The sequence below is a fragment of the Afipia sp. GW823-FHT06G09 genome, from assembly GCF_058794875.1.
In genome coordinates this window covers 81615-101420 of the sequence record NZ_JBXAHF010000003.1, presented here as the reverse complement: position 1 = coordinate 101420, position 19806 = coordinate 81615, and the positions used below count along the sequence as shown (strand labels likewise).

The following is a 19806-nucleotide window of genomic DNA, read 5'->3' as shown; positions in this document are numbered from 1 at the left end:
GCGCCCTATTGGGGATCTGGAAGCAAAGTAATCCTGACCTTGAGTGCCGCGCGGAAGAGATAAAGGATCTCGTTGGTAGGTCCTTCGACATCCATCAGAAGGCGTAAAGCCTTCTCCGCCTGACCACGTTGCGCCAACCGGTCAGCCGCTTCCGCGACTATGGTGGCCTTCTCGGCACAGCTACGAACGTGGCTAATCAGGGCGCAGATGACGGTGCTGCTGGCCTTCTTTGTACTGTTGGATTTCTTGGGCATGGCACGCTCTCGTTTGATGCGTCCATGCATGCTCCACAAACCAATGAAGTCCAGTGGATTTGCAGCAATCTTATTGCTTCTTGCGACGGGAGCTTAGCGCGGCTTTCCGGCCAGCAGGAAGCGGTTTGGGGCGAGGGGCGCCTTTCGGGATTTTGGCGAAAAACTCCGACATATCTGCTTTCAGGACCTTGGCCAGTCGATCCAGCAGGTCAATGGTGGGGTTCTGCCTCTCGCGCTCGAGGCTGCCCACATAGGCCCGGTCCGCCCCGGCCTCATCCGCCAGCGCATCTTGGGAAAGGCCCCGCTCAACACGGATTCTTCGCAGATTCCAAGCCAGGAGCGCACGAGCTTTCATGCGCCAAGACGGCCATTACAGAGGCTATTAAACCACTGGATATAGCCATGGTATTAAGCTAACAGTTCCGCGTCATATGGAGGGATCGATGATCGTAAATCCAATTGCTTTGGGGGTTGCCGTATTTTTTGCGATTGTAACGCTAGCGCCGAAACGGCCTGGCTTCGGTGAAAGTGCGAAGGACTATCTTGCGGTGATGGCGGGAGCCATCATCACCGCAGTCTTCAGCATTTTTGCATTTTCGCCGGTCTAAAACCGAGGATTATTTCGCGATATGCGCTTGAAGTGCTTGCGGTAATCATTTGGGCTTTTTGATCATCTCGGAATACAACTTAGCGAGCTCATCTAAGCTCATGTTCGTGGTATCCGCATGTTTCGATGGCGCATTGCTGAAAGCCGCGCCGATGTAGTCAACGAAGAACAGGAAAGCTTTTTGATCGCCCTTCATCGCCTTTGCCGCCATCTGTCTGATCATGATCTCGTGGGGAAACAGATAGCGGACCTTTCCACCTTCCTTCACCGGGAATTTCTTCTTCAGAAATTCGCCCATGAATGCTTCCAAGTTCGGCGATCCTTTGGGCCTTCCGCGTGGGTTGCCGCTTTGTCCGGGTTTAAATTGAGTATGTACGGGAGGGCGCCCCTTTCCGACGGTGTAATCTCGCTTTTTAGGCCTTGATCGACTCTTCTTCATGGCTTCCGACTCCGCGACTTCTTCTCTGGTTTGAGGTTCGCTGAACTAAGGCGTATGTCGGACAATTCCCCAAAACTCTGCCCTGTTGCCCCTAAGATGGCGTCTTTACCGGTTGCATTCTGCCAACGGCGAACCGCGACGTCGGCATATTGGGGATCTATCTCGATGCAGTAGGCACGACGGCCGATTTGCTCTGCAGCCATAATGGTGCTGCCAGACCCCGCAAAAGCATCAAGAACAACCGCGCCACGTCGCGAACAATCCCGCATGGCATCGATAATCATTGCCACTGGCTTGACTGTGGGATGCATGTTGAGTTCATCCATTCGTTCAGCCTTGAACGAGTTAGCTCCCGGATAACTCCAAACATTGCTACGAGTGCGACCGTGCTGGCCGAGCTGGAAAGTATTTAGGTGTGGAACTTTGCCACGCTTGTACACAAAGACTAGCTCGTGTTGGCTACGATAAAAGCTACCTTGGCCGGGAGTTGTCTTTGTCCAGACGCATATATTCTTCAGCTCATCGAAGGCAGTTGATCCGGCCTTAAGCAGTTCCCCGACGTGGCGCCAGTCCATGCAAACATACGAGATTCCGCCATCCGCCGTATAACGCGCGCACAAACTCAGCGCGCTGGCGAGGAAGCTCGTGAATTCTTCCGAGCTCATCTCCCCCGATGCCTCCGCGAATTCTCGATGCTTGATGCGGCCTCGACCTCCAACATGTCCGTCGATCTTCACGTTGTAAGGGGGGTCGTGAAACGCCATCTCCGCAAACTCAGATTGCATAAGATCGGCGTAAGTCTGTTCAGATCGAGCGTCACCTACGATTAAGCGGTGGTTTCCGAGGACAAATAGATCGCCAAGTTGCGTTGTAACCGGGCCGCCTGTTGTTGAGATTTTGTCTTCTGCCTGGGTGGGAGGGTCGCTGAGCTCGTTCATCAAGGTGTCAATTTCCCCTGGCTCGAACCCTGTAATGCTTAAATCGAGATCCAGCTCGGGGAGGACGATGTGCAGTTCGCTAAGTTCGACCGCCAAGATCTCTCGATCCCAACCCGCATTCTGCGCAACTTTGTTGTCGGCTAGTCGGTAGGCGCGTAACTCGGACTCCGAAAGATGCTTTATTCGGACGACGGGGAAATAGTTCAATCCTATTAGTTTCGCAGCTTCCAAACGGCCATGTCCGGCAATAATCTCGCCGGCGTCATCCGCGATTATTGGATTGGTCAATCCAAATCGCTTCATCGAGTTGGCAATCTGCTGGACCTGCGCTTTGGAATGGGTCCGCGCGTTGCGCGGCGAGGGCTTAAGTTGACGTAGCGACGCCATCTCCACTTTCCATGGCAGATCTTCCGCTGTCTTTGTTTTTGCCATCTCGCACTCCAGGTCGGCCGTTGCGTTCTGCGAACTTAGGGCGAACATAGGAGCGTCGCTTGGAATTATGAAATTCTGCGAGAAGCGCACAGATCAGGGCAAATTTGCTTCAGCGAAGCGCATCTAATTTAAGCGTGTAGCGATTTTCTTGATTTGAAAACTTGAAAGGTTTTCAAGAAATCAAGTTTGATTTATGTGTTTGAAAAAATGAGCAGTCTTTGATTGCTTGATTGCGTCATTTGATTGTTTGCTTTTTCAAGATGAAATCAAACGTTGGAGCAAATTTTCTCCACGTCGCTCCGACAGTTTCTTTGAAGGCTGAAGAAATGGTGTTACGGGAGCGTATTTATCGGCGAGATTTCCACAGTTTTAATTTCAAGACAGCCAGCGCGGGCATGATGCGGATTCGCGTAATGACGCGTTATGGAATGAACTGGTCCGAGGCTTTTTCACGTTGGTATCGACGCCCTCGTAATATCCGAACGCTAACCGAGAAATCGCTCACGTGGCTCAGTAGACATAATGCATTTGTCTGCCGAAGGTTCGAATGATCGTCGATGAATGCTGTCTGCCTAAAGATACCAGTCTTACTTATCACATCGAACGATTTTGGTTGTAGCGGTGCTGACGAAGATACGGCGGGCCTGGCGTTCGTAGAGACCAGACCTCCGTCGGCAAGCTTCTACCGCCCGCTGGCGCCGTTCGGGGCTTACAAGGTTCCCGAGGTACTGTGAGCACCTCCTTCTCAAGCGACAGATCGTCAACGAGACGCTTGAGACGGCCTTCTCCCGCTTAAGCACAAGCGTTTTACCCATCTGGATGAAACCGCTGGCCAGGAATCTTGCGAGGAGGCCGGCATCGATGTGAAGCCGGGCCGCCGCTAGACGGCCGCGGCTCCAGCATTCCATTCAAATTTTCGATGATTGAGAAATGGAATGATTGGAGCATCACCATTTCTCGCCAAAAGGGCGGATCTCGTAGTTGAAAGACCATGTTGATCGAGATTGATGGGAAATATGCCAGATCTCTTCCGCGATATCTTTGGGATGCGCGAAAAAATCGTCTGGCTTGTCCTTGAATAGCTTGCGCGCCCACGGCACGCTGATGACTGCATCGATCGTGACATATGAAACGTGGATGCCCTTCGGTCCGCAATGCCTTGCGATAGATTCCATCAAAATGCGTTGCGCCGCTTTTGAAGGAGCGAACGCCGAGTAATTCTCAACTCCGCGATAGGCCGAAGTGTTGCCGGTTGCGATGATGACGCCCTTTTGCTCTTTTATCATCGCAGGCGCGACAGCGCGGGCGAGGTAAAGCATGCCCATCGTATTAACTTTGAAGTTTGTCTCGAGAGCCACAGGGTCGACTTCGAGGAAGTTACCGATCGTTCCACCAACAGCGTTGTGTAAAGCAACTGTCGGCGCTCCGAAATCCCGGGTGATCTTGCCAACTGTCTCGTTAATCGCAGCTTCATCGGTCACATCACAGAGATAGGCCGACGAGTCAGGCAATTCCTCCTGAAGCGGCTTAATTCGCCGGTCCGTGCGTGCGACTAGTGCGACGTGATAATCCCCGGAGAAGCGTCGTGCCAGTGCGCTGCCGGTGCCCGGGCCCACGCCTGTGATGATGCAAACTGGTTTCGTCATGGTTACCCCTGAACTTTGAGTTGGGTTTCGACAGCCTGTGCCTTGGCTGCGGCTTCAGCAAACATAAGCCGATCGTTATGGAAGAGGAGTTGCTCTCTTACGCGAAACGCAGGCACGCCAAGCAGACCTTCTTCTTCGACGGCCTTATTGGGAGCCTCCAGCACCTTGATCGGCATGTAGACGATCGTTGCTTGTGTATCCGCTGCGAGCTTTTTCAAACTTGACTGAGCGCGGTAGCTGCGGGGACTCCCGAAGTCGAAATGGCATTCAATACCCTTACTCATCTGTGGCCCTTGCGTTGAGGGGTGCTTATCGTGACAGATTTCCGTCCAAAATCCGAACGTCGACTGCCAATATACCTTTGATTTTTAAAGTAAAAGTTTCATCTCTTCCCCAATCTAAGAAAGATATTGACTGGACAGTAAGTTAATATAGGTTATCTCGAAGTTGCGATCAACTGAACAATCGGTGGTACGGGCTTTGTGATGATTACGATGGATGTCTCGGGCGGATCCTCGAAAATAGTTGGCCTGATGGCCAATATGGTCGAGCGGAGAGCTAACATGGCTCACCTTGCGCCGGGGCATACGAAGGCTTTGCTTCGCGACCTGCCTGCTAATAGTTTCGGTCGCATGAAACAGCGCAAAAAACGACTCACCAATTCCCAACATCGCGAATTAAGCATGTCCGCAGTGCTATCTGCTGCCGAGTTTCTCTTCGTTACTCAAGGTTACAGCGGCACGACGACGGAAAAGATCGGCGAACTCGCAGGTCTGACGAAGGGCAGCGTGTATTTTTACTACGGCACCAAGGAGGGAGTTCTTCTTGAGTTGCTAAAGAGGGTACGTGCCAACGTTCTGGTGCCATGCGTCCAAGTTCTGCGAAAAAGCGAACACTCTCCAGTCGAACGCATGACAAGTTTTCTGGAAATGACCGGCCGGATTGCTCTTGAGCATCCCGGATCGATGTTGGTGCCCATCGTCGTTTCAATTGAGTTCGCCGGGGCAGACTCCGAAGCCGGACGCAGGGTAAGGGCTGGTTATAATCGTCTGGCGGAAGAAGTTCGACGTGTTCTTGAACTCGGGCAGGGAACTGGGGTGTTTCGTTCGGACTTGAGCAGCGGCGATATGGCAAGGCTGCTGATTTCAATCTGTGACGGCATGATGCTCGAATGTGTTCGGCAAAATCTGCGTATTGACGTTCATCGTCTCGTTCGCGCGATGCGAGCCGTCATACTGTCAGGTCTCCAAGGCGCGCTGGTTTCCCCTCAGGACCTCGAAGTCGAGGAAGGTCCTTCCGTCCTCGACGTGCTGAGTGGAAACCTTCAGGGATCTTAGATCAGAACTGCAATTGTTGCGACGGAGATTGACCATGGCTCAAACGGCGTTAGCGCACAATATGATGGAAGAGGCAAATGAAATCGCCTTGCAAACGCGAGTGAAAGCTGGCGGCACATTGGAAGACATTAGCGAGATGACGCCTCGCTACCGCGATGTGCTCGTCGCCACCATGCGGATCGCTGCTGATCTAGAAATCATGACACTGCCGCTCGACTACGATGCCATCGCTTTCGCGCCATCCATCAATGACCGTATCGCCGTTACGTCGGCGCTTCAGGATGAAATGGGCCACGCCCAGGTCATGTTTCGTATGCTTGAGGACTTCGGATTCGATGCCTCTCACGAGCTGTTTGAGCGCGACCCAAAAAATTTCAAAACGTTCTTTCTCTTGGAGTTCGGCAACCTGAGTCCCATCGACGTGGGATTGGGTCATCTTGTCGGCGATCAGGCCGGATACATCACAACAGTCGATCTCGAGGCCAACTGCTCGTTTGGGCCGTACAGCCGTTCGCTGCGGAAGGTGAATTTCGAAGAAAATTTTCACGTCAAGCGCGGTGAATACATGATCCGCCACTACATGAAGCAGGGTCCTGAGATCAGGCAGCGCGTGCAGGAGCGCATGGATTTCTGGTTCCCACTCGGCGCCGAGTGGTTTGGCGCAACAGACGACGTCAAGTCCCGCACTGATCAGTTGCACTACCGCATCCGCGGTAGCAGCAACGATCAACTTAGGCAGGTATGGCTCAAGCGCATCGTTCCGTTCTGTGAAGAGATTGGTCTTAAAGTGCCTGCGCATTTTGATGGCGAGAAGGGCATTTATGTTCTCGATTACCAGATGCCCATTCTGCTCGACCTGGACACGATGAAGTGGGATTTCCGCACGGTTTCATGGCCCGAGAAGCTTGCCCAGTGGAAGAAGGGCGGCCCGCTTAAGCTGCCGGGTCTCAGCCGAATGCAGACCGAGCTGTGGGGACAAGACCTGTGGTGACCGAGGAGGGCGTTCGGGAGGCGCTTCTGGCGGTGAACGATCCGCACATCCCGGTCAGTATCGAAGGCATGGGGATGCTCCGCGGGATCCGGATATCGGACTCCGGGGTGGTTGATGTCGAACTCGCGATTCCATGCTTAGCCTGCCCTGGCGTGTCGATGTTGAAACAAGCGATCGAGGACGCGGTCGGCTGCCTGGATGGGGTGACCATGGTTGTCGTTCACGAAGGTTGGCATCACGACTGGACGACTCAATCCATTGAGCCCGAAGCGCAACAGTTGATGCGTCGCTTCGGTATCCAGCTTTAGGGGAAAATAAAAATGAAAAAAGTGATCGACAGAAGTGTCGAGCTGGGAGGGGATAAGCCAGAGTTTTACGAAGTATTTGCGCGTCAGAACTCGGCAGAACCGCTTACCCACATAGGTTCGGTCGAAGCGCCGAACGTGGAATTGGCAGAAGCGCGTGCCTGGTTCGTTTACGACCAGCATACCTGGCGAGAGATGTGCATCGTGCCGTTGTCAGCAATTATTTCGATCACGGAACGTGGCACCAAGTCGAAGGTGAAGGTGGTATGATGGCGAACGCGAATACAATTGAAGGCCTCACTGAGCTCGATCTGTCTTTGCGGGACGAGTTGTACTGCATCGCCGATGCCAAGCTGGTGCTCGCAGGCTGGTATATGCTGGTGCTGCGGAATGGCCGCTCTATCGCTGACTTTACCTCCATTTGCGCCATGATGCAGGGGCAATACGGACATGCTCGTGCAATTTATCAGCACATAGGCCAGTTCGGCGTCACGCGCGAAGAAGTGGAATGGACTCGCGGAGCTAAGGACATTCGGTCACCCAAGATGCTCGATCGTCCACCGCAGTCATGGTCGGATTTTATCGCAGCCATTTTTATGGCTGAACAGGCGATCTCCACTCAATTGGCTGCCTTCAAGTCGATCGAAACCGACAAGATCCTCGCTCGGCTTGCAGCTAAAATCCTCAAGGAATCGAGGTTCCATCTCAGTTATTCAATCGGCTGGATCAAGGCGCTCCGCAAAGATCCAGCCTCTACTATTGATGAAGATGCGCGGCGCCGGCTCGTCGAAACGTTGAACTGGTGGGGCAATGCCGATCAGCCGGATATGCTTTTCTCGAACGGTTTCCGAGGTTCCTCGGATGCCGATATCCGCGAGCGGTTTCTTGAACTCGTTCGTGAGACCTTCGATATCCCGGATGAAATCGCGCACCGGGCGAAGACCGGCCTTAAGTCATGGCAGCGGTCGATCCGTCGCGATGGCGCGCCGGGAATACCCGAAGCCCTATTTCAGAAGATCAGTTTCAAGAATCACGAGTTGGCACTTCCGTGAGTTGGAACGGTCCGGAATTCGAACTACCGCTCGATATCAGCAATGTCACTTGCCCGCACTGTTACAGCAGTGAGGTGCTGCTCGAGTCGCCGTTCGGCGGCAGCGTGTCAGATGTTTTGTTTCGATGCCGGCGCTGCAGGTCGTTCTTTCATTGGGTCAAGTGGCAGCCGGAGCCGCCATCGTCTTGAAATGCCGGAAAATTGTAAGAGCAGCACAAGCTGTCGTGAGAAAAACTTTAGGGGAGGTTGTGGTGCTCGATCGAGTTCGTTCCGTATCCGATATTCTTCGTTCGACGGCGCGCACGATGCCGAAGAAGATCGCGATCGTCGATGAGGCGGGATCGCTGACATATGCCGCCTTCGACGCGGATGTCGATAGCTTTGCGCGCGCGCTTCGGAAAAACGGTGTGGTGCACGGTGACAGGGTTGCTTATCTCCTGTGGAATCAGCGCGAACTCCTGATTTCCTATTTCGCCATTGCAAGGGTGGGTGCGCTTACCGTCTCGCTGAACTACCGCCTGACGCCCGAGGAGCTTGCATATCAGCTCACGGCCGCAGGATGCAAAGTTATGGTGGCCGATGAGGCTCTCGTTGATTTGGCGTCCAAGGCGATTTCGCTATCGAATTTGCCGATTTTGCAGATTGTGGCCGGCGGAGGGGCGGGGGATGGTCCTTTGACCTTTGCCGCCGCGTTGCACGACAGTGTCGAAGACGATGCCGACTTTCCTGTCGTAAGTCCGGACGCCGATAGCGGAATCTGGTTCACCTCAGGGACTACAGGCCGTCCGAAGGGTGCGGTGGTCAAACATCGCTCGGCGGTCGCCGCGGCGACCTTGACCATGGCCGTCAGCGCTTATCCTGAGAACGTCAGGTTCCTCACGGTTGCTCCTCTTTTCCATCGCGGAGCGATAGAGAATTTCGCGCTGAGTATCGTCCTCTGCGGCGGTACGCAATACATGTTCAAACGCTTCAGTCCGGCGCTCACGCTGGAGTATCTCGCCAAGTATGACATTCAAGTCGCGTTTATTGTTCCCACAATGGCATGGCAATTTCTCAGCGAGCCGACCGCGCAGAACCTGACTTTCCCTCATTTGACGCACTGGATGTCAGCTTCGGCGCCGTTGCCCCCTGTTCTTGCTGAACGCATTCACAAGCAGTTCAAACTGCCCAACGGTGTAACCAATGCCTACGGAATTACCGAAATGCTGTTTGTTTCGAGCCGCCCGCCATCCATGATGACAAAAAAGGTTGAATCGGTGGGACTTCCGATACCGCTCACGCAAGTCATCATCTATGACGATCGCCGAGGTATTTTGCCGAACGGCGAAATCGGAGAAATTCTGATCAGCGGTCCGACCTCGTTTGCTTACTATCTCAACAACGAGCAGGCCACTCGCGACGCGATCATCGATTTAAATGGAACGTCGTGGTACCGAAGCGGCGATCTCGGGGTGCTCGACGAGGACGGATATCTTACCATCAAGGACCGCAAGAAAGACATGATCATTTCCGGCGGCGAGAATATCTATTGCGCCGAGGTCGAACAGGTTTTGAGTGAAAGTCCCGCGATCCGAGAAGTCGCCGTCGTCGGCATGCCGGATGAAAAATGGGGCGAGATCGTTGTAGCTGCCATCGTCACCAGCTCCGATGAAGAATTTGATCTCGATACAATCGCAAGAAATTGCGCCACGCTGGCGAGTTACAAGCGGCCCCGCGAAATTGTAATTCTTGAGCAGTTACCGCGAAATTCCTTTGGCAAGGTTGTCAAAGACAAGCTCCGGACAATTGTGCGCGAGAAACTTGAAACGACCCGAAAACAACTCCGGGCATCGTAACCAAACTTAACTTCTGGCGAAAATGAATAACTGCACGCCACGCAGACTGGCGAGCAGAACCCTGATTTATGTTCAAACGGGAGAACAAAATGAGCATCTGGCGCAATACTAGAAAATATATAGCTATTTTGGCAGCTGCCTCCGCTTCCTTTCTATCTATCGGAACGAGCGGAACCCTTAGCGCTGAAATCGTGATCGGCAACACTTCTCCCTACAGCGGCCCGGCCTCGGGCTATGCAACGATCGGCAAAGCTCTCAGTGCTTACTTTGACATGCTCAATGCGCAGGGAGGCGTAGGCGGGCGCAAGATCAAGTTCATTAGTTATGATGACTCTTATAGTCCTCCTAAGACGGTGGAGCAGGTTCGCCGCCTAGTGGAAAGCGATCAAGTGGAGCTTGTGCTGGGACTTCTTGGAACTCCGCCAAACGCCTCTGTTCAGAAATATCTGAATGAAAAAAAGATTCCGCAACTGTTCTCGGTCGCAGCAAGCGGCAGGTTCAACAATCCCGGTAAGTATCCCTGGACCATAGGTTGGCTTCCGACCATCGTGCTTGAGGCTAAAATATTTGGCAAATACATCCTGGACACAAAGCCGAACGCCAAGATCGGCATACTCTACCAGAACGATGATTTGGGTCGCGATGCTTTAGAAGCGCTAAAGTCTGCGCTTGGGTCTCGGGCTGACCAGATGATTGTTTCAGTTCAAAAGTATGAAGTGGCCGATCCCACAATTGATTCACAGATTGTTTCGATGAAGTCTGCGGGTGTCGATGTCTTCTACAATGCGGCTACCACGAGATTTGCGGCTCAAGCTATTAAATCGGCTCACGCGGTTGGCTGGAAACCTCTTCATCTTATAACCTCGATTTCTTCAAGCATTAACACTGTTCTAAAGCCGGCCGGTGTCGATGCCTCAAAAGACATTATCTCTGCTTTCTATGTGAAAGAGCCGTCCGATCCGCAGTGGATCAAGGATCCGGCCATGCTTGAATACCGCAATTGGATGAAGACGTATTACTCCAGCGGCGATCCAGAAAATCTTTTCAATGCCATTGCCTACAGCGTCGGGCAATCGTTTCGCGCTGTTCTGGTCGCATGCGGGGACGATTTTTCCCGAACTAATATCATGGCTAAGGCGTCGTCCCTCAATGACGTCGAATTGCCAATGCTTTTGCCGGGCATAAAGCTCAAAACTTCCAAGACCGACTATTTTCCGATCCAGCAATTGCAGCTAGGTCGATTTGATGGAGAAAAGTGGGCCCTGTTCGGGGGGGTCCTCCAGGATGAGACTGAGGACGTTTCTAACAGGGAATGATGCTGGCAGTCGGCCTGGGGCTCGGCACACATCTCGATGTCGAGCCTTCCAGCCGCGCTCAAGGAGCGCAACAATCTCGCCGCCTGACACGCTTCCAACGCCAAGTACGGGATCCTCTATTAACAGCCTTCAAGTCAATTGTTAGAGATGATTTCGACGCTAGGGCTATTGCTGTTCCTTTCGAAATTGCCGACCACGACGGTGGACTCGCAGATTGTAAATTTGAAGAGGTCGGGGCTTCGGCTACTGCGAGGAGCTGGGACGCCAAAGTTTGCAGCGCAGGCTATTCGTAAAGTTGACGAGCTTGGCTGGAAGCCGTCAATTACACTCAACGTCTTGTCGGGTTGGGCGAGCACGTCCCTGAAAACCTGCCGGTTTCGACAAGTCGGTCGGCTTGATAGTTGGCGCGAACATGACGGACGCGACTGGTACGCAATGGACCAACAATGGTGGGATGCAGAGCTATCCGGCTTTCGTCTACATGCAGGGCCCGATGTTGCTGATACCTTTGTAAAGAACGGATATCCGCAAGGAGTCCTTCTCAAGCGGCTTTTTCAACAGTTCGGGAGCGATCTGTCGCGGAGAGTATCGTCAGGCAAGCGAAAAACCTGAAAAACATGGGGCTACCAATGTTGCTGCCCGAGATCAGCATCAATGACCCGAAGAGCTTCAGTTGGCGCTAACCTGCCGCAAGTTAAGTCATCTCGATCCGGCCATGGAACGCCTTGCATCAGAGAAAATGGCGGCTTAACGAACCGTTCGCGGCCTCCTCTCACGCACGTGAGAGGCCGCGCTCTTTGGCATACCGGCAAAGGGCTGAAAGGTTTCCGTTTTCTCTAGTTTGTCTTATGAGGATTGATCAAGAATTTCTCGCCGGTCTTGTTGCGCGAAAAAACTTTCAAATTTTCGAGCATGAGGGCCTCTTGAAGCGAGATGGTCCGCGTATAGTGACTTGAAAATGTTGTTTTTAGCTCGGCCCTGACCCGGTCACGTAGTTTGGCAACGCCGCTTTGCCCGGTCTTGATAAGAAAATTGTCAAGCAGCCATCCGCCTACACCCCAAGTCATTCCGAAGCTGCGCCGGAGTTCGGTGGGGCCAAGGTCAAGCGCCCCATAAATATAAACCTGTTTGTAAACGGACGTTCCGTAGTTGCTGTATTCGTTTTTATCCTTGTTTGCAGCGAGTTCCATGCAGGTGAGTATTGTGCTGGCGAGTTTACCGCCGCCGATCGCATCGAATGCTAACGTCGCATTGGTGACGTAGATGGCATCAGTAAGCTCTTTAAAGAACGTCGGCGATGTTGAATCGCAAATATGTTTCGCGCCGATGGATTTGAGAAGGTTCGCTTGTTCCTGCGACCGAACAATGTTGACGAGTTCGATACCGTCTTTAATGCAGATTTTATTGAGCATTTGGCCGAGATTCGAGGCTGCGGCCGTATGAACTAATGCGACATGACCTTCGCTGCGCATGGTTTCGATCATTCCAAGTGCGGTGATCGGATTGACGAATGTGGACGCTCCATCAGCGGCAGTCGCATCGTCCGGAAGAAGGAAACAGTTGGCCACATTAATGGTGCGATACTGCGTGTACATCGCGCCGCCGTAAATTCCCACTTTCTTTCCTATCAACGCTTGTGCTTCGGAAGATGATCCGGCGTTGATTACAGTGCCGGCGCCTTCGTTGCCGACGAGCAGGGCGTTACCTACGCGAGGTGCTAAGGCCCTCATCGCCGCCGGAGGCACGGCGGCTTTTACGACTGGATCTTCCGCCGAGCCTTCCTCTGTCGCGGTCCTCAAATCGGCTGCACCCAACAAATTGCCGAGATCGGAGGGATTGATGGGAGTCGCTTCAATGCGCACGACTACCTCGTCCGGCGCAGGATCTACGACGCTTACTTGAACCAGGCGGAGTTCTAACTCGCCACTTGCTGTAATTAGCGATCGCAATTGTAGGCTTGTTTCTGGCTTCATGGTGCGAGTGACCTCTCAGTTGCTGGTAAAATTTGGTTTTGGAAGGAATATCTCTGGCTTGTGCAGACGGGTCAGTCGGCCATTCGCGAGATGCTTATGCTAGGCGTATGGGTCGCAGGCCTCCGCTTCAGAATTCTCTAAAGCCTTGATAATGTTGTGAAAATATTGAAATTTTCATAGTCTTTGACAACATACTGTATAGTCAGTAACAATCTGTCAAGCTCTACGTCCGCGCTCACGCGGCCGCGGTAAACGTGAATTTTGACTAGGCATGAAGATTGGAGATGGGAAGCCCTATGAAGGCATCTGAAATCATCAAGGACACCGGCACCGAAGAAGTTCTGTTCACGGTTCGCGACCGCGTGGCGACCATTACGCTAAACAATCCAGCAGCAAAGAACTCAATGTCCGACGCCATGGCGCCGACGCTGCGCAAGCTTTATCAAGAGTGCGGCGAAGATCCAGCGATCGGCGCCGTCATCATCACGGGCGCTGGTGGGATGTTCAGCGCGGGCGGCAACATCAAGGGCATGGGCCAGAACAATCCCGCACGCCAGGCACGCCCCATCGAAGACAAGATCGCCGAGTTGCAGGACAAGCAGAAAAAAACGACCGGCGCCATTATCGCCATGCGCAAGCCGACGATTGCCGCCCTTCCCGGCTTTGCAATCGGTGCCGGACTTGCAATTGCGCTGGCCTGCGACATCCGCATTGCCGCTCAATCCGCCTACGTCACGACTGGCTATCTGGCCATCGGCCTGAGCGGCGACTATGGCATCGCGTGGCTTCTGACGCGCGCGGTCGGAAACGCTCACGCCCGCGAATTGCTTATGCTGCCCCAAAAGGTCGATGCGAAACGCTGCGAAGCCATAGGTCTGTTCAACCGCGTCGTTCCGGACGACAAGTTGCAGGAAGAAGCGTTCGCGATGGCCAAAACCATGGCGAACGGGCCTTCTATCGCGTTGCGATACATAAAGGACAACCTGGACGACGCCGTCACCTGCGATTTCGATACCGCGCTCAATAATGAGGCAGCGCGCCTCAATTACTCCGCTACCAGCGCGGATCACAAAGAAGCGGTGCAGGCGTTCATGGAGAAGCGTAAGCCCGTGTTCACCGGCAACTAAAGCACGCGAAGCCAGCGCCAACGCGGGCTTCGTTCGCGCCGGCAATAGCCGGATTAGTTCGGAACGACGAAGCAAGCGAGTCATTCGGCAGTCTCTCAAAATCACTGGCACGGAAGGTTCTGTTGCGTAACGTCCGCGGGCGCGTCAGGCGTAATCGCCAATAACTGACAATGAAAGAGTATTTAGATGGGAAGCTCGAGGAAGGCATTTGATTTGACCGGCAAGACGGCTCTTGTCACGGGAGGTTCGCGCGGACTTGGACTTCAGATCGCCGAAGCTCTCGGCGAGAATGGCGCGAAGATTATTTTGTCATCGCGAAGAGCGGCGGATCTGGAGCAAGCCAAAATCCATCTTGCCGCTCTGGCGATAGATGCGGACTGGATCGCTGCCGATTGCTCGAAGGACGAGGATGTGTTGCGCCTGGCTCAAGAAGCGATCGCCAAACTGGGACGGGTCGATATTCTGATCAATAATGCTGGTGCGACATGGGGCGCGCTGACTGAAGATCACCCTATCGAGGCATGGGACAAGGTGATGAATCTCAATATTCGCTCGCTGTTTCTGCTCAGCCAGCAAATCGGCAAACGCTCCATGATCCCCAACCGCTACGGCCGCATAGTCAACCTCGCTTCGGTCGCAGGATTGCGTGGAAGTTCGGGCGCCATGCAGACGATTGCCTACAACACAAGCAAGGGTGCTGTAGTGAATTTTACCCGAGCGTTAGCAGGAAGCTGGGGCAGGCACGGCATCACCGTCAATTCGCTTGCTCCGGGATTCTTTCGTTCAAAAATGACGAACGGAATTCTGGAATCTGTTGGAATGGAAAAGCTGGTCGCAGGCGTCCCGCTCCAAAGAATTGGCGACGAAAATGATCTGAAAGGTGCAACTCTGCTGTTTGCAAGCGACGCCGGCAAGCACATTACCGGCCAAACGCTCGCCATCGACGGTGGTTTGACTGCGGTGATGTCAAGCTCCTGATCGAGCTTTGAAAGGTCCTCCGGATGACTCTTGAGCAGCTTCGTGTTTTCATAAGCGTCGCTGAAAACCAGCACGTCACGAAAGCTGCGAAGGCGCTCAACATGACTCAATCGGCCGCAAGCGTAGCGGTGAGCACTTTGGAAGAACGATACAAGGTGCGCTTGTTCGATCGAGTAGGTCGCGGCGTCGTGTTAACGCAAGAAGGCCGAGCATTTTTGAAGGAGGCCAGAGCGGTTGTTTCGCAAGCAGCATCTGCAAGGCAGACTTTGCATGATCTGGCGGGACTCAAGCGCGGATCGATGACCATTGCGGCCAGTCAGACGATAGCAAACTACTGGTTGCCAATACGTTTGCAGCGTTTCAGGGCTGAACACCCAGAGATCAACTTGCAGATCGCAATCGGAAACACACAGCAAGTTACTGAATTAGTTGAAGACGGGGATGCCGATCTCGGTTTTATTGAAGGTGTTATCGACCGCCCTGCGCTTGTTATTCAGGAGATAGAGGGCGATTCGCTCGTCGTCATCGTAGGCGCAAATCATCCGTGGGCCCAACGCGATGAAGTTAGCCCGCAATGCTTTATGGAAACTAGTTGGATACTTCGCGAAAAGGGTTCGGGCACGCGATCGATGTTTGAAACGGCGCTAAAAGGGTTCGGTCTTAATCCGCAGGATTTGACGATAGCCTTTGAAGTCCCCTCAAATGAGGCCATTCGCGCTTTGGTGGCCGCAGGAAATTCAGCTGCCGCGATTTCCAATCTGGTCGTCGCTCAGCATTTGTCTGATGATATTTGCCGTATCAAATGCGACCTTCCCGGGCGACCATTCTTTGTTTTGCGGCATAAGGAGCGGCATGCCAACCAGACCGAAACGGCCGTTAGGTCAATTTTTGGAATAACGCCGACATCGTAATTCAAAGCCGATGTCTTCGCGCCGACTAATCGATCTCATCAGGATGGCATCGCCGCCATGACGCAAACTACGTTCCAAGGCTTCATCCACGACCGGTATTTTGAAGATTATCGAGTCGGCGAGTCGTATGAATTCGGCCCAATCTGCATCGACAAAAACGATATCATTGATTTTGCCGAGAAGTATGATCCGCAGGTTATGCATGTCGATGCAACGAAATCTGAGCAAGGCCCTTATGGCGGTTTGATTGCCAGTGGATGGCACACGGTATCCATGCTGATGCGACTTTACGTCGACCATTATCTCTCGGCGGTCGGTAGTCTGGCATCGCCCGGTGTAAATGAATTGCGCTGGCATCGTCCTGTAAGACCGGGAGATTGCCTGAAGTTGCGGGTGTCGGTACTCAATTCGCAACCCTCGCGCTCAAAGGCTGATAGGGGATTGGTGGTGTCATACCTTGAGGGGGTCAATCAAAATCAAGAAGTTGTTTGCACGATGCAGGCAATGAATCTGCTTATGAAAAGGCCTGGCTAGTTTCATTGCGGCTGCTTTTGCCTCAGTCGCGACCGACTGATGCAGTAATGCGATCAATTCGATCCATTGTTTACATTGGACGCCAAGGGCATCTCGCGCTGTAACAAGCGTATGTCGTCTAACTCCTATGAGATTGCCACGCCGTCGAAACCGCCGTTTCTTTCCAATTTAAAGGAAACGATCGCTGCCGTTTTAGTTTGCGGAACGATCACAGGCGCGGCGGTCGCGCTTCATAATATTTCGTACATTTCCGTGATCAGTCCCATGATCATGGCGGTTGCCATGGGGATGATCTTGAACAGGGTTAGTATGAGATACAAGGTGAGCCGCGAGGGGCTGGCGTTTGTATCTCGGCCACTATTGCGATTTGCAATCGTGCTGCTGGGATTTCAGTTGAATTGGGGTCAGATTCACGACATGGGCCTTTTGGCGGCGGTCGTTGTCGTTGTCTCCCTCACGCTTACTATGGTGACGACTATTGCGCTTGGTTCGCTCTTAGGTGTCAGTCATTCGTTAACTCAGCTGATTGCGGCTGGCACCTCGATCTGTGGAGCGTCCGCAATCGTTGCGACGAACGCTGTGTCCCGGGGAAGCGATGAAGAGGTCGCTTACGCGCTCGCGTGCGTTACGCTTTGCGGCACGGTCGCGATGTTTGCTTTCCCGGCTCTCATGCCTGTTCTGCAGTTAGATCAGTATCATTACGGTGTTTGGATTGGATCGTCAGTGCACGAAGTTGCACAGGTTGTTGGGGCTGCCTTTCAAGGCGGCGATCGGGCAGGGGAGTATGGAACGGTAGCCAAATTGATGCGAGTAGCGCTTTTGGCGCCAGTCGTTCTCGCTCTTGGGTGCGTCGGCAATGACTCGATCTCTGCTCGGACAGGTCGTTTTCGCAGGTTATCCTTGCCGCCGTTTATCTTAGCATTTCTGGCTGTTGTGTCGCTCAACAGCCTGCTCGCTATACCTGCCGATGTAAAATTCGTTGTCGCCACTGCGGCGATGTTCTGTCTAACGATGGCGCTGGCGGCCATCGGCCTCGCCACCAATATTCACAAGTTATGGGAACGTGGCCTGCGTCCGCTCTTCCTGAGTTTTTGCGCGTCGCTTATTATCGCAGGCGTCAGTCTTTTCCTAGTTCAAGTCTGGCTTTAGAATTCGCGGAATGACGCGTTATGGAATGTCAGATATTGGGAATGATTATGAGCTCGCGGGGCGGTGACGTTATGCAGCCTCTTGCTCCAAGGTCACAGCGCAGTTGCCGGCTCCCTAGATTTCCTTCGATGTCCAAGCTACCCATCACAAGCCTCCACTTCGATTTATCAAAGAACGAACGCGGATTACTCGCGATCCGTGATCCTCCGGACTTAAGCGCCGATGCTCGTGACACAGCATTGTCAGACGGTTATTTCGGAAAGCAGGCCGAAAACGCCTTCATAAGGCGCGGTGGACCGTGTATGCGAATTTTGCGCGTTGCGAGGGCCCGCACGATAGAGAGGCGCCCACCAAGAAATTTCAGCCAAGCGCTCGAATCGGCTTGCACGCGGAGATCCGCTGTTCCTTCGAGCCCTTTCATAACGGACAGCGTCTGATCCCGGATGGTCACCGTCGCTTCTGCTGGCTCTGCACCTGTGAAAACGAAGTGATAAGTCGCGTTTAGGTCTTTCGCCTTGCCTCGTTGGAAGCCCAGTCTCATGCCGAATAGAAACTGTGCAATACTGCCCGCTCTCGCGGCGTTGCGTACGTAGCGAAGCGTCTTATGGGGAAATCGCTTCGCTGCATGCTCCGCCGCATCCGAATTGGCGACGACGTACAGAGTCTCTTTCTTCTCCTGGAGAGGTTTGACGATCGTCTCGACATGCTTTTTACGATCGGCGAGAAATCCACCAAGGACGTCCTCGCCAGCGGGGCAGGCCGCCAAACAGTAAGCGGCGTTATAATTCGGGCCGTACGAAAGACTTTGCCATCGTTGGACTGTTTCACTCGGCGGATGGCGTTCGCTGTAATCCTTTGCCGACTTAGAGTCGGCAATGTCCTCGATCCAGTGAGTAAAACCCCCCATGAATTGCTGATAGTTGTGATTCAAGCAGGACGAGAAATCGAAGTGACCATCGGGCTTAATGGCCCCGACGGGGCAAGCGACGACACAAAGCTTGCACTCGAAACATGGATTGTAGTCGAGTGGAGCTCCCGGCGCGTCGAGATCGATATCGACCAGCACGGTGCCCAGCAAGATGAAGCTTCCGAACTTTGGATGGATGACGCTCCGGTGAACGCCGCGCTTGCCCACGCCAGAAGCTTCGGCCACGAGCTTATGTGAAACGATCCACCCGCGCTGCGAAAAGCCGTCCATCTCCATTGGGAAGGCCATGGCCGGATTGAGAGCCGCGACCCCTAGGTCTTCTAAGCGGCGCACTAGGGCTCGGCAAACGTCTTCGACGTCATGGCTCACGTTGTGGAATTCATTGTTGGCGACAGATCGCGCTGGAGAGCGTATCGGCGCCTTGTGCATTCTGCGGACAATCGAAACGGCAATACGTGCCGAGGGAAACGCCCGGTGGATATGCGGTCGTTCGTCTGCGAGGGCTGGATCATCGAGACTCACAACGCCGCAGTCATCGGCTCCGCACTCGCGCGCTAGGGTTTTAAGCTCTTCCCGCGTTAGCGTTGGTGGCGGGATTGGCGTCTTGGCCCGCACGCGCTCGGCAATCGGATGATCACGAAGTCCTGTCATGTACGCATCTCGCATTTGCCTCAGTATCGGCATGGTGATTAAGACTTCACCCGACTGTATTGTGCTATAGTAACTTTTAAAATACAAGTGACTATGGATATAAAAGTATCAACAGTCGCGCACGTATCCATTTCAAAACGGAATGCAGTTTGAAGAAAGAAGTGATGGCCATGAACATGACCAATCCTACGGTAGCCCTTGTGACGGGAGCATCGTCCGGTATCGGACATGCAACAGCCGAGGCTCTGCAGAACGGAGGCTATCGCGTATTCGGAGCCGATCTTTGCGCGGCCGGCGCAAGAGTCGATGGCATTTCAATGCTGACTTGTGACGTGACTGATGACGCTTCCGTGGCGAAATTGGTCAAAGACGTGCTGGCAGCGGCGGGTCGCATCGAGGCATTT

22 protein-coding genes and 1 pseudogene are annotated in these 19806 nt (G+C 53.4%); 15 read left to right on the top strand and 8 right to left on the bottom strand.

The annotated features are described in order from the left end of the window. Positions 1-5: 5 nt before the first annotated feature. Both AC1Q67_RS12900 and AC1Q67_RS12895 read right to left on the bottom strand, forming a co-directional pair. Positions 6-254: a hypothetical protein gene (locus AC1Q67_RS12900; protein ID WP_492235814.1), complete on the bottom strand. Its 249-nt coding sequence runs from the start codon at positions 252-254 to the stop codon at positions 6-8. A 70-nt stretch (positions 255-324) separates the two neighbouring features. Beyond that, positions 325-609 carry a helix-turn-helix transcriptional regulator gene (locus tag AC1Q67_RS12895; RefSeq protein ID WP_492235813.1) on the bottom strand — a complete coding sequence of 95 codons (285 nt, stop codon included), beginning with the start codon at positions 607-609 and terminating at the stop codon, positions 325-327. Between the two features lie 88 nt (positions 610-697). On the opposite strand from AC1Q67_RS12895, the gene AC1Q67_RS12890 reads away from it, so the two are divergent. Continuing rightward, positions 698-862 carry a hypothetical protein gene (locus AC1Q67_RS12890; RefSeq protein ID WP_492235812.1) on the top strand — a complete coding sequence of 55 codons (165 nt, stop codon included), beginning with the start codon at positions 698-700 and terminating at the stop codon, positions 860-862. Between the two features lie 45 nt (positions 863-907). Here the strand turns inward: AC1Q67_RS12890 and AC1Q67_RS12885 are convergent, their stop codons facing one another. From AC1Q67_RS12885 to AC1Q67_RS12870, 4 genes are all read right to left on the bottom strand, one after another. Then, positions 908-1300 carry a DUF5681 domain-containing protein gene (locus AC1Q67_RS12885; protein WP_492235811.1) on the bottom strand — a complete coding sequence of 131 codons (393 nt, stop codon included), beginning with the start codon at positions 1298-1300 and terminating at the stop codon, positions 908-910. Beyond that, entirely contained in the window at positions 1297-2670 is a 1374-nt protein-coding gene (locus AC1Q67_RS12880) for a site-specific DNA-methyltransferase (RefSeq protein WP_492235810.1), read from the bottom strand. The genes AC1Q67_RS12885 and AC1Q67_RS12880 overlap by 4 nt, the downstream gene beginning before the upstream one ends. Before the next feature lie 947 nt (positions 2671-3617). Continuing rightward, positions 3618-4316 carry an SDR family NAD(P)-dependent oxidoreductase gene (locus AC1Q67_RS12875; RefSeq protein ID WP_492235809.1) on the bottom strand — a complete coding sequence of 233 codons (699 nt, stop codon included), beginning with the start codon at positions 4314-4316 and terminating at the stop codon, positions 3618-3620. Between the two features lie 2 nt (positions 4317-4318). Continuing rightward, positions 4319-4600 (bottom strand): hypothetical protein, encoded by a 282-nt coding sequence (locus AC1Q67_RS12870; protein ID WP_492235808.1) that lies wholly within the window; start codon positions 4598-4600, stop codon positions 4319-4321. A 279-nt stretch (positions 4601-4879) separates the two neighbouring features. On the opposite strand from AC1Q67_RS12870, the gene AC1Q67_RS12865 reads away from it, so the two are divergent. The 8 genes from AC1Q67_RS12865 (at position 4880) to AC1Q67_RS12830 (ending at position 11151) form a co-directional block, all read left to right on the top strand. Next, positions 4880-5653, top strand: a complete 774-nt coding sequence (locus AC1Q67_RS12865; protein WP_492235807.1) for a TetR/AcrR family transcriptional regulator — start codon at positions 4880-4882, stop codon at positions 5651-5653. A gap of 34 nt (positions 5654-5687) precedes the next feature. After that, entirely contained in the window at positions 5688-6644 is a 957-nt protein-coding gene (locus tag AC1Q67_RS12860; protein ID WP_492235806.1) for a 1,2-phenylacetyl-CoA epoxidase subunit PaaC, read from the top strand. After that, positions 6638-6952: a metal-sulfur cluster assembly factor gene (locus AC1Q67_RS12855; RefSeq protein WP_492235805.1), complete on the top strand. Its 315-nt coding sequence runs from the start codon at positions 6638-6640 to the stop codon at positions 6950-6952. Before AC1Q67_RS12860 ends, AC1Q67_RS12855 begins: the two co-directional genes overlap by 7 nt. A 12-nt stretch (positions 6953-6964) precedes the next feature. After that, positions 6965-7219 carry a phenylacetic acid degradation b gene (locus AC1Q67_RS12850; RefSeq protein WP_492235804.1) on the top strand — a complete coding sequence of 85 codons (255 nt, stop codon included), beginning with the start codon at positions 6965-6967 and terminating at the stop codon, positions 7217-7219. Beyond that, positions 7216-8001, top strand: coding sequence for a Phenylacetic acid catabolic protein (locus tag AC1Q67_RS12845; RefSeq protein WP_492235803.1), 786 nt, complete (start codon positions 7216-7218; stop codon positions 7999-8001). The genes AC1Q67_RS12850 and AC1Q67_RS12845 overlap by 4 nt, the downstream gene beginning before the upstream one ends. Next, positions 7905-8189, top strand: a complete 285-nt coding sequence (locus AC1Q67_RS12840; RefSeq protein ID WP_492235802.1) for a PaaD-like zinc ribbon domain-containing protein — start codon at positions 7905-7907, stop codon at positions 8187-8189. Before AC1Q67_RS12845 ends, AC1Q67_RS12840 begins: the two co-directional genes overlap by 97 nt. After that, positions 8126-9835, top strand: a complete 1710-nt coding sequence (locus AC1Q67_RS12835) for a class I adenylate-forming enzyme family protein (protein WP_492235801.1) — start codon at positions 8126-8128, stop codon at positions 9833-9835. The genes AC1Q67_RS12840 and AC1Q67_RS12835 overlap by 64 nt, the downstream gene beginning before the upstream one ends. A gap of 89 nt (positions 9836-9924) precedes the next feature. After that, positions 9925-11151 carry an ABC transporter substrate-binding protein gene (locus AC1Q67_RS12830; protein WP_492235800.1) on the top strand — a complete coding sequence of 409 codons (1227 nt, stop codon included), beginning with the start codon at positions 9925-9927 and terminating at the stop codon, positions 11149-11151. A gap of 836 nt (positions 11152-11987) precedes the next feature. Here the strand turns inward: AC1Q67_RS12830 and AC1Q67_RS12825 are convergent. Continuing rightward, positions 11988-13124: a zinc-binding dehydrogenase gene (locus tag AC1Q67_RS12825; RefSeq protein WP_492235799.1), complete on the bottom strand. Its 1137-nt coding sequence runs from the start codon at positions 13122-13124 to the stop codon at positions 11988-11990. Positions 13125-13408: 284 nt separating this feature from the next. Between AC1Q67_RS12825 and AC1Q67_RS12820 the strand changes: the two genes are divergently transcribed. The 5 genes from AC1Q67_RS12820 to AC1Q67_RS12800 all read left to right on the top strand — a co-directional run bounded on the left by AC1Q67_RS12820 (position 13409) and on the right by AC1Q67_RS12800 (position 17823). Next, positions 13409-14251 carry an enoyl-CoA hydratase gene (locus AC1Q67_RS12820; protein ID WP_492235798.1) on the top strand — a complete coding sequence of 281 codons (843 nt, stop codon included), beginning with the start codon at positions 13409-13411 and terminating at the stop codon, positions 14249-14251. A 186-nt stretch (positions 14252-14437) separates the two neighbouring features. Beyond that, on the top strand, positions 14438-15229 hold the full coding sequence (locus tag AC1Q67_RS12815) for an SDR family oxidoreductase (protein WP_492235797.1): 792 nt from the start codon (positions 14438-14440) through the stop codon (positions 15227-15229). A gap of 23 nt (positions 15230-15252) precedes the next feature. Then, entirely contained in the window at positions 15253-16140 is an 888-nt protein-coding gene (locus AC1Q67_RS12810; protein WP_492235796.1) for a LysR substrate-binding domain-containing protein, read from the top strand. A 57-nt stretch (positions 16141-16197) separates the two neighbouring features. Next, a complete protein-coding gene (locus AC1Q67_RS12805; RefSeq protein ID WP_492235795.1) occupies positions 16198-16674 on the top strand; it encodes a MaoC family dehydratase in 477 nt (158 codons plus the stop codon). 75 nt (positions 16675-16749) lie between these two features. After that, the gene (locus tag AC1Q67_RS12800; protein ID WP_492235794.1) at positions 16750-17823 is read left to right on the top strand and encodes a YeiH family protein; all 1074 of its coding nucleotides are present in this window, start codon (positions 16750-16752) and stop codon (positions 17821-17823) included. Positions 17824-18073: 250 nt separating this feature from the next. On the opposite strand, the gene AC1Q67_RS12795 is transcribed toward AC1Q67_RS12800, so the two are convergent. Continuing rightward, positions 18074-19402, bottom strand: a complete 1329-nt coding sequence (locus AC1Q67_RS12795; protein WP_492235793.1) for an SCP2 sterol-binding domain-containing protein — start codon at positions 19400-19402, stop codon at positions 18074-18076. 170 nt (positions 19403-19572) lie between these two features. On the opposite strand from AC1Q67_RS12795, the pseudogene AC1Q67_RS12790 reads away from it, so the two are divergent. Beyond that, positions 19573-19800: pseudogene (locus tag AC1Q67_RS12790) on the top strand (SDR family NAD(P)-dependent oxidoreductase); the annotation flags it as partial. Between the last annotated feature and the right edge of the window lie 6 nt (positions 19801-19806).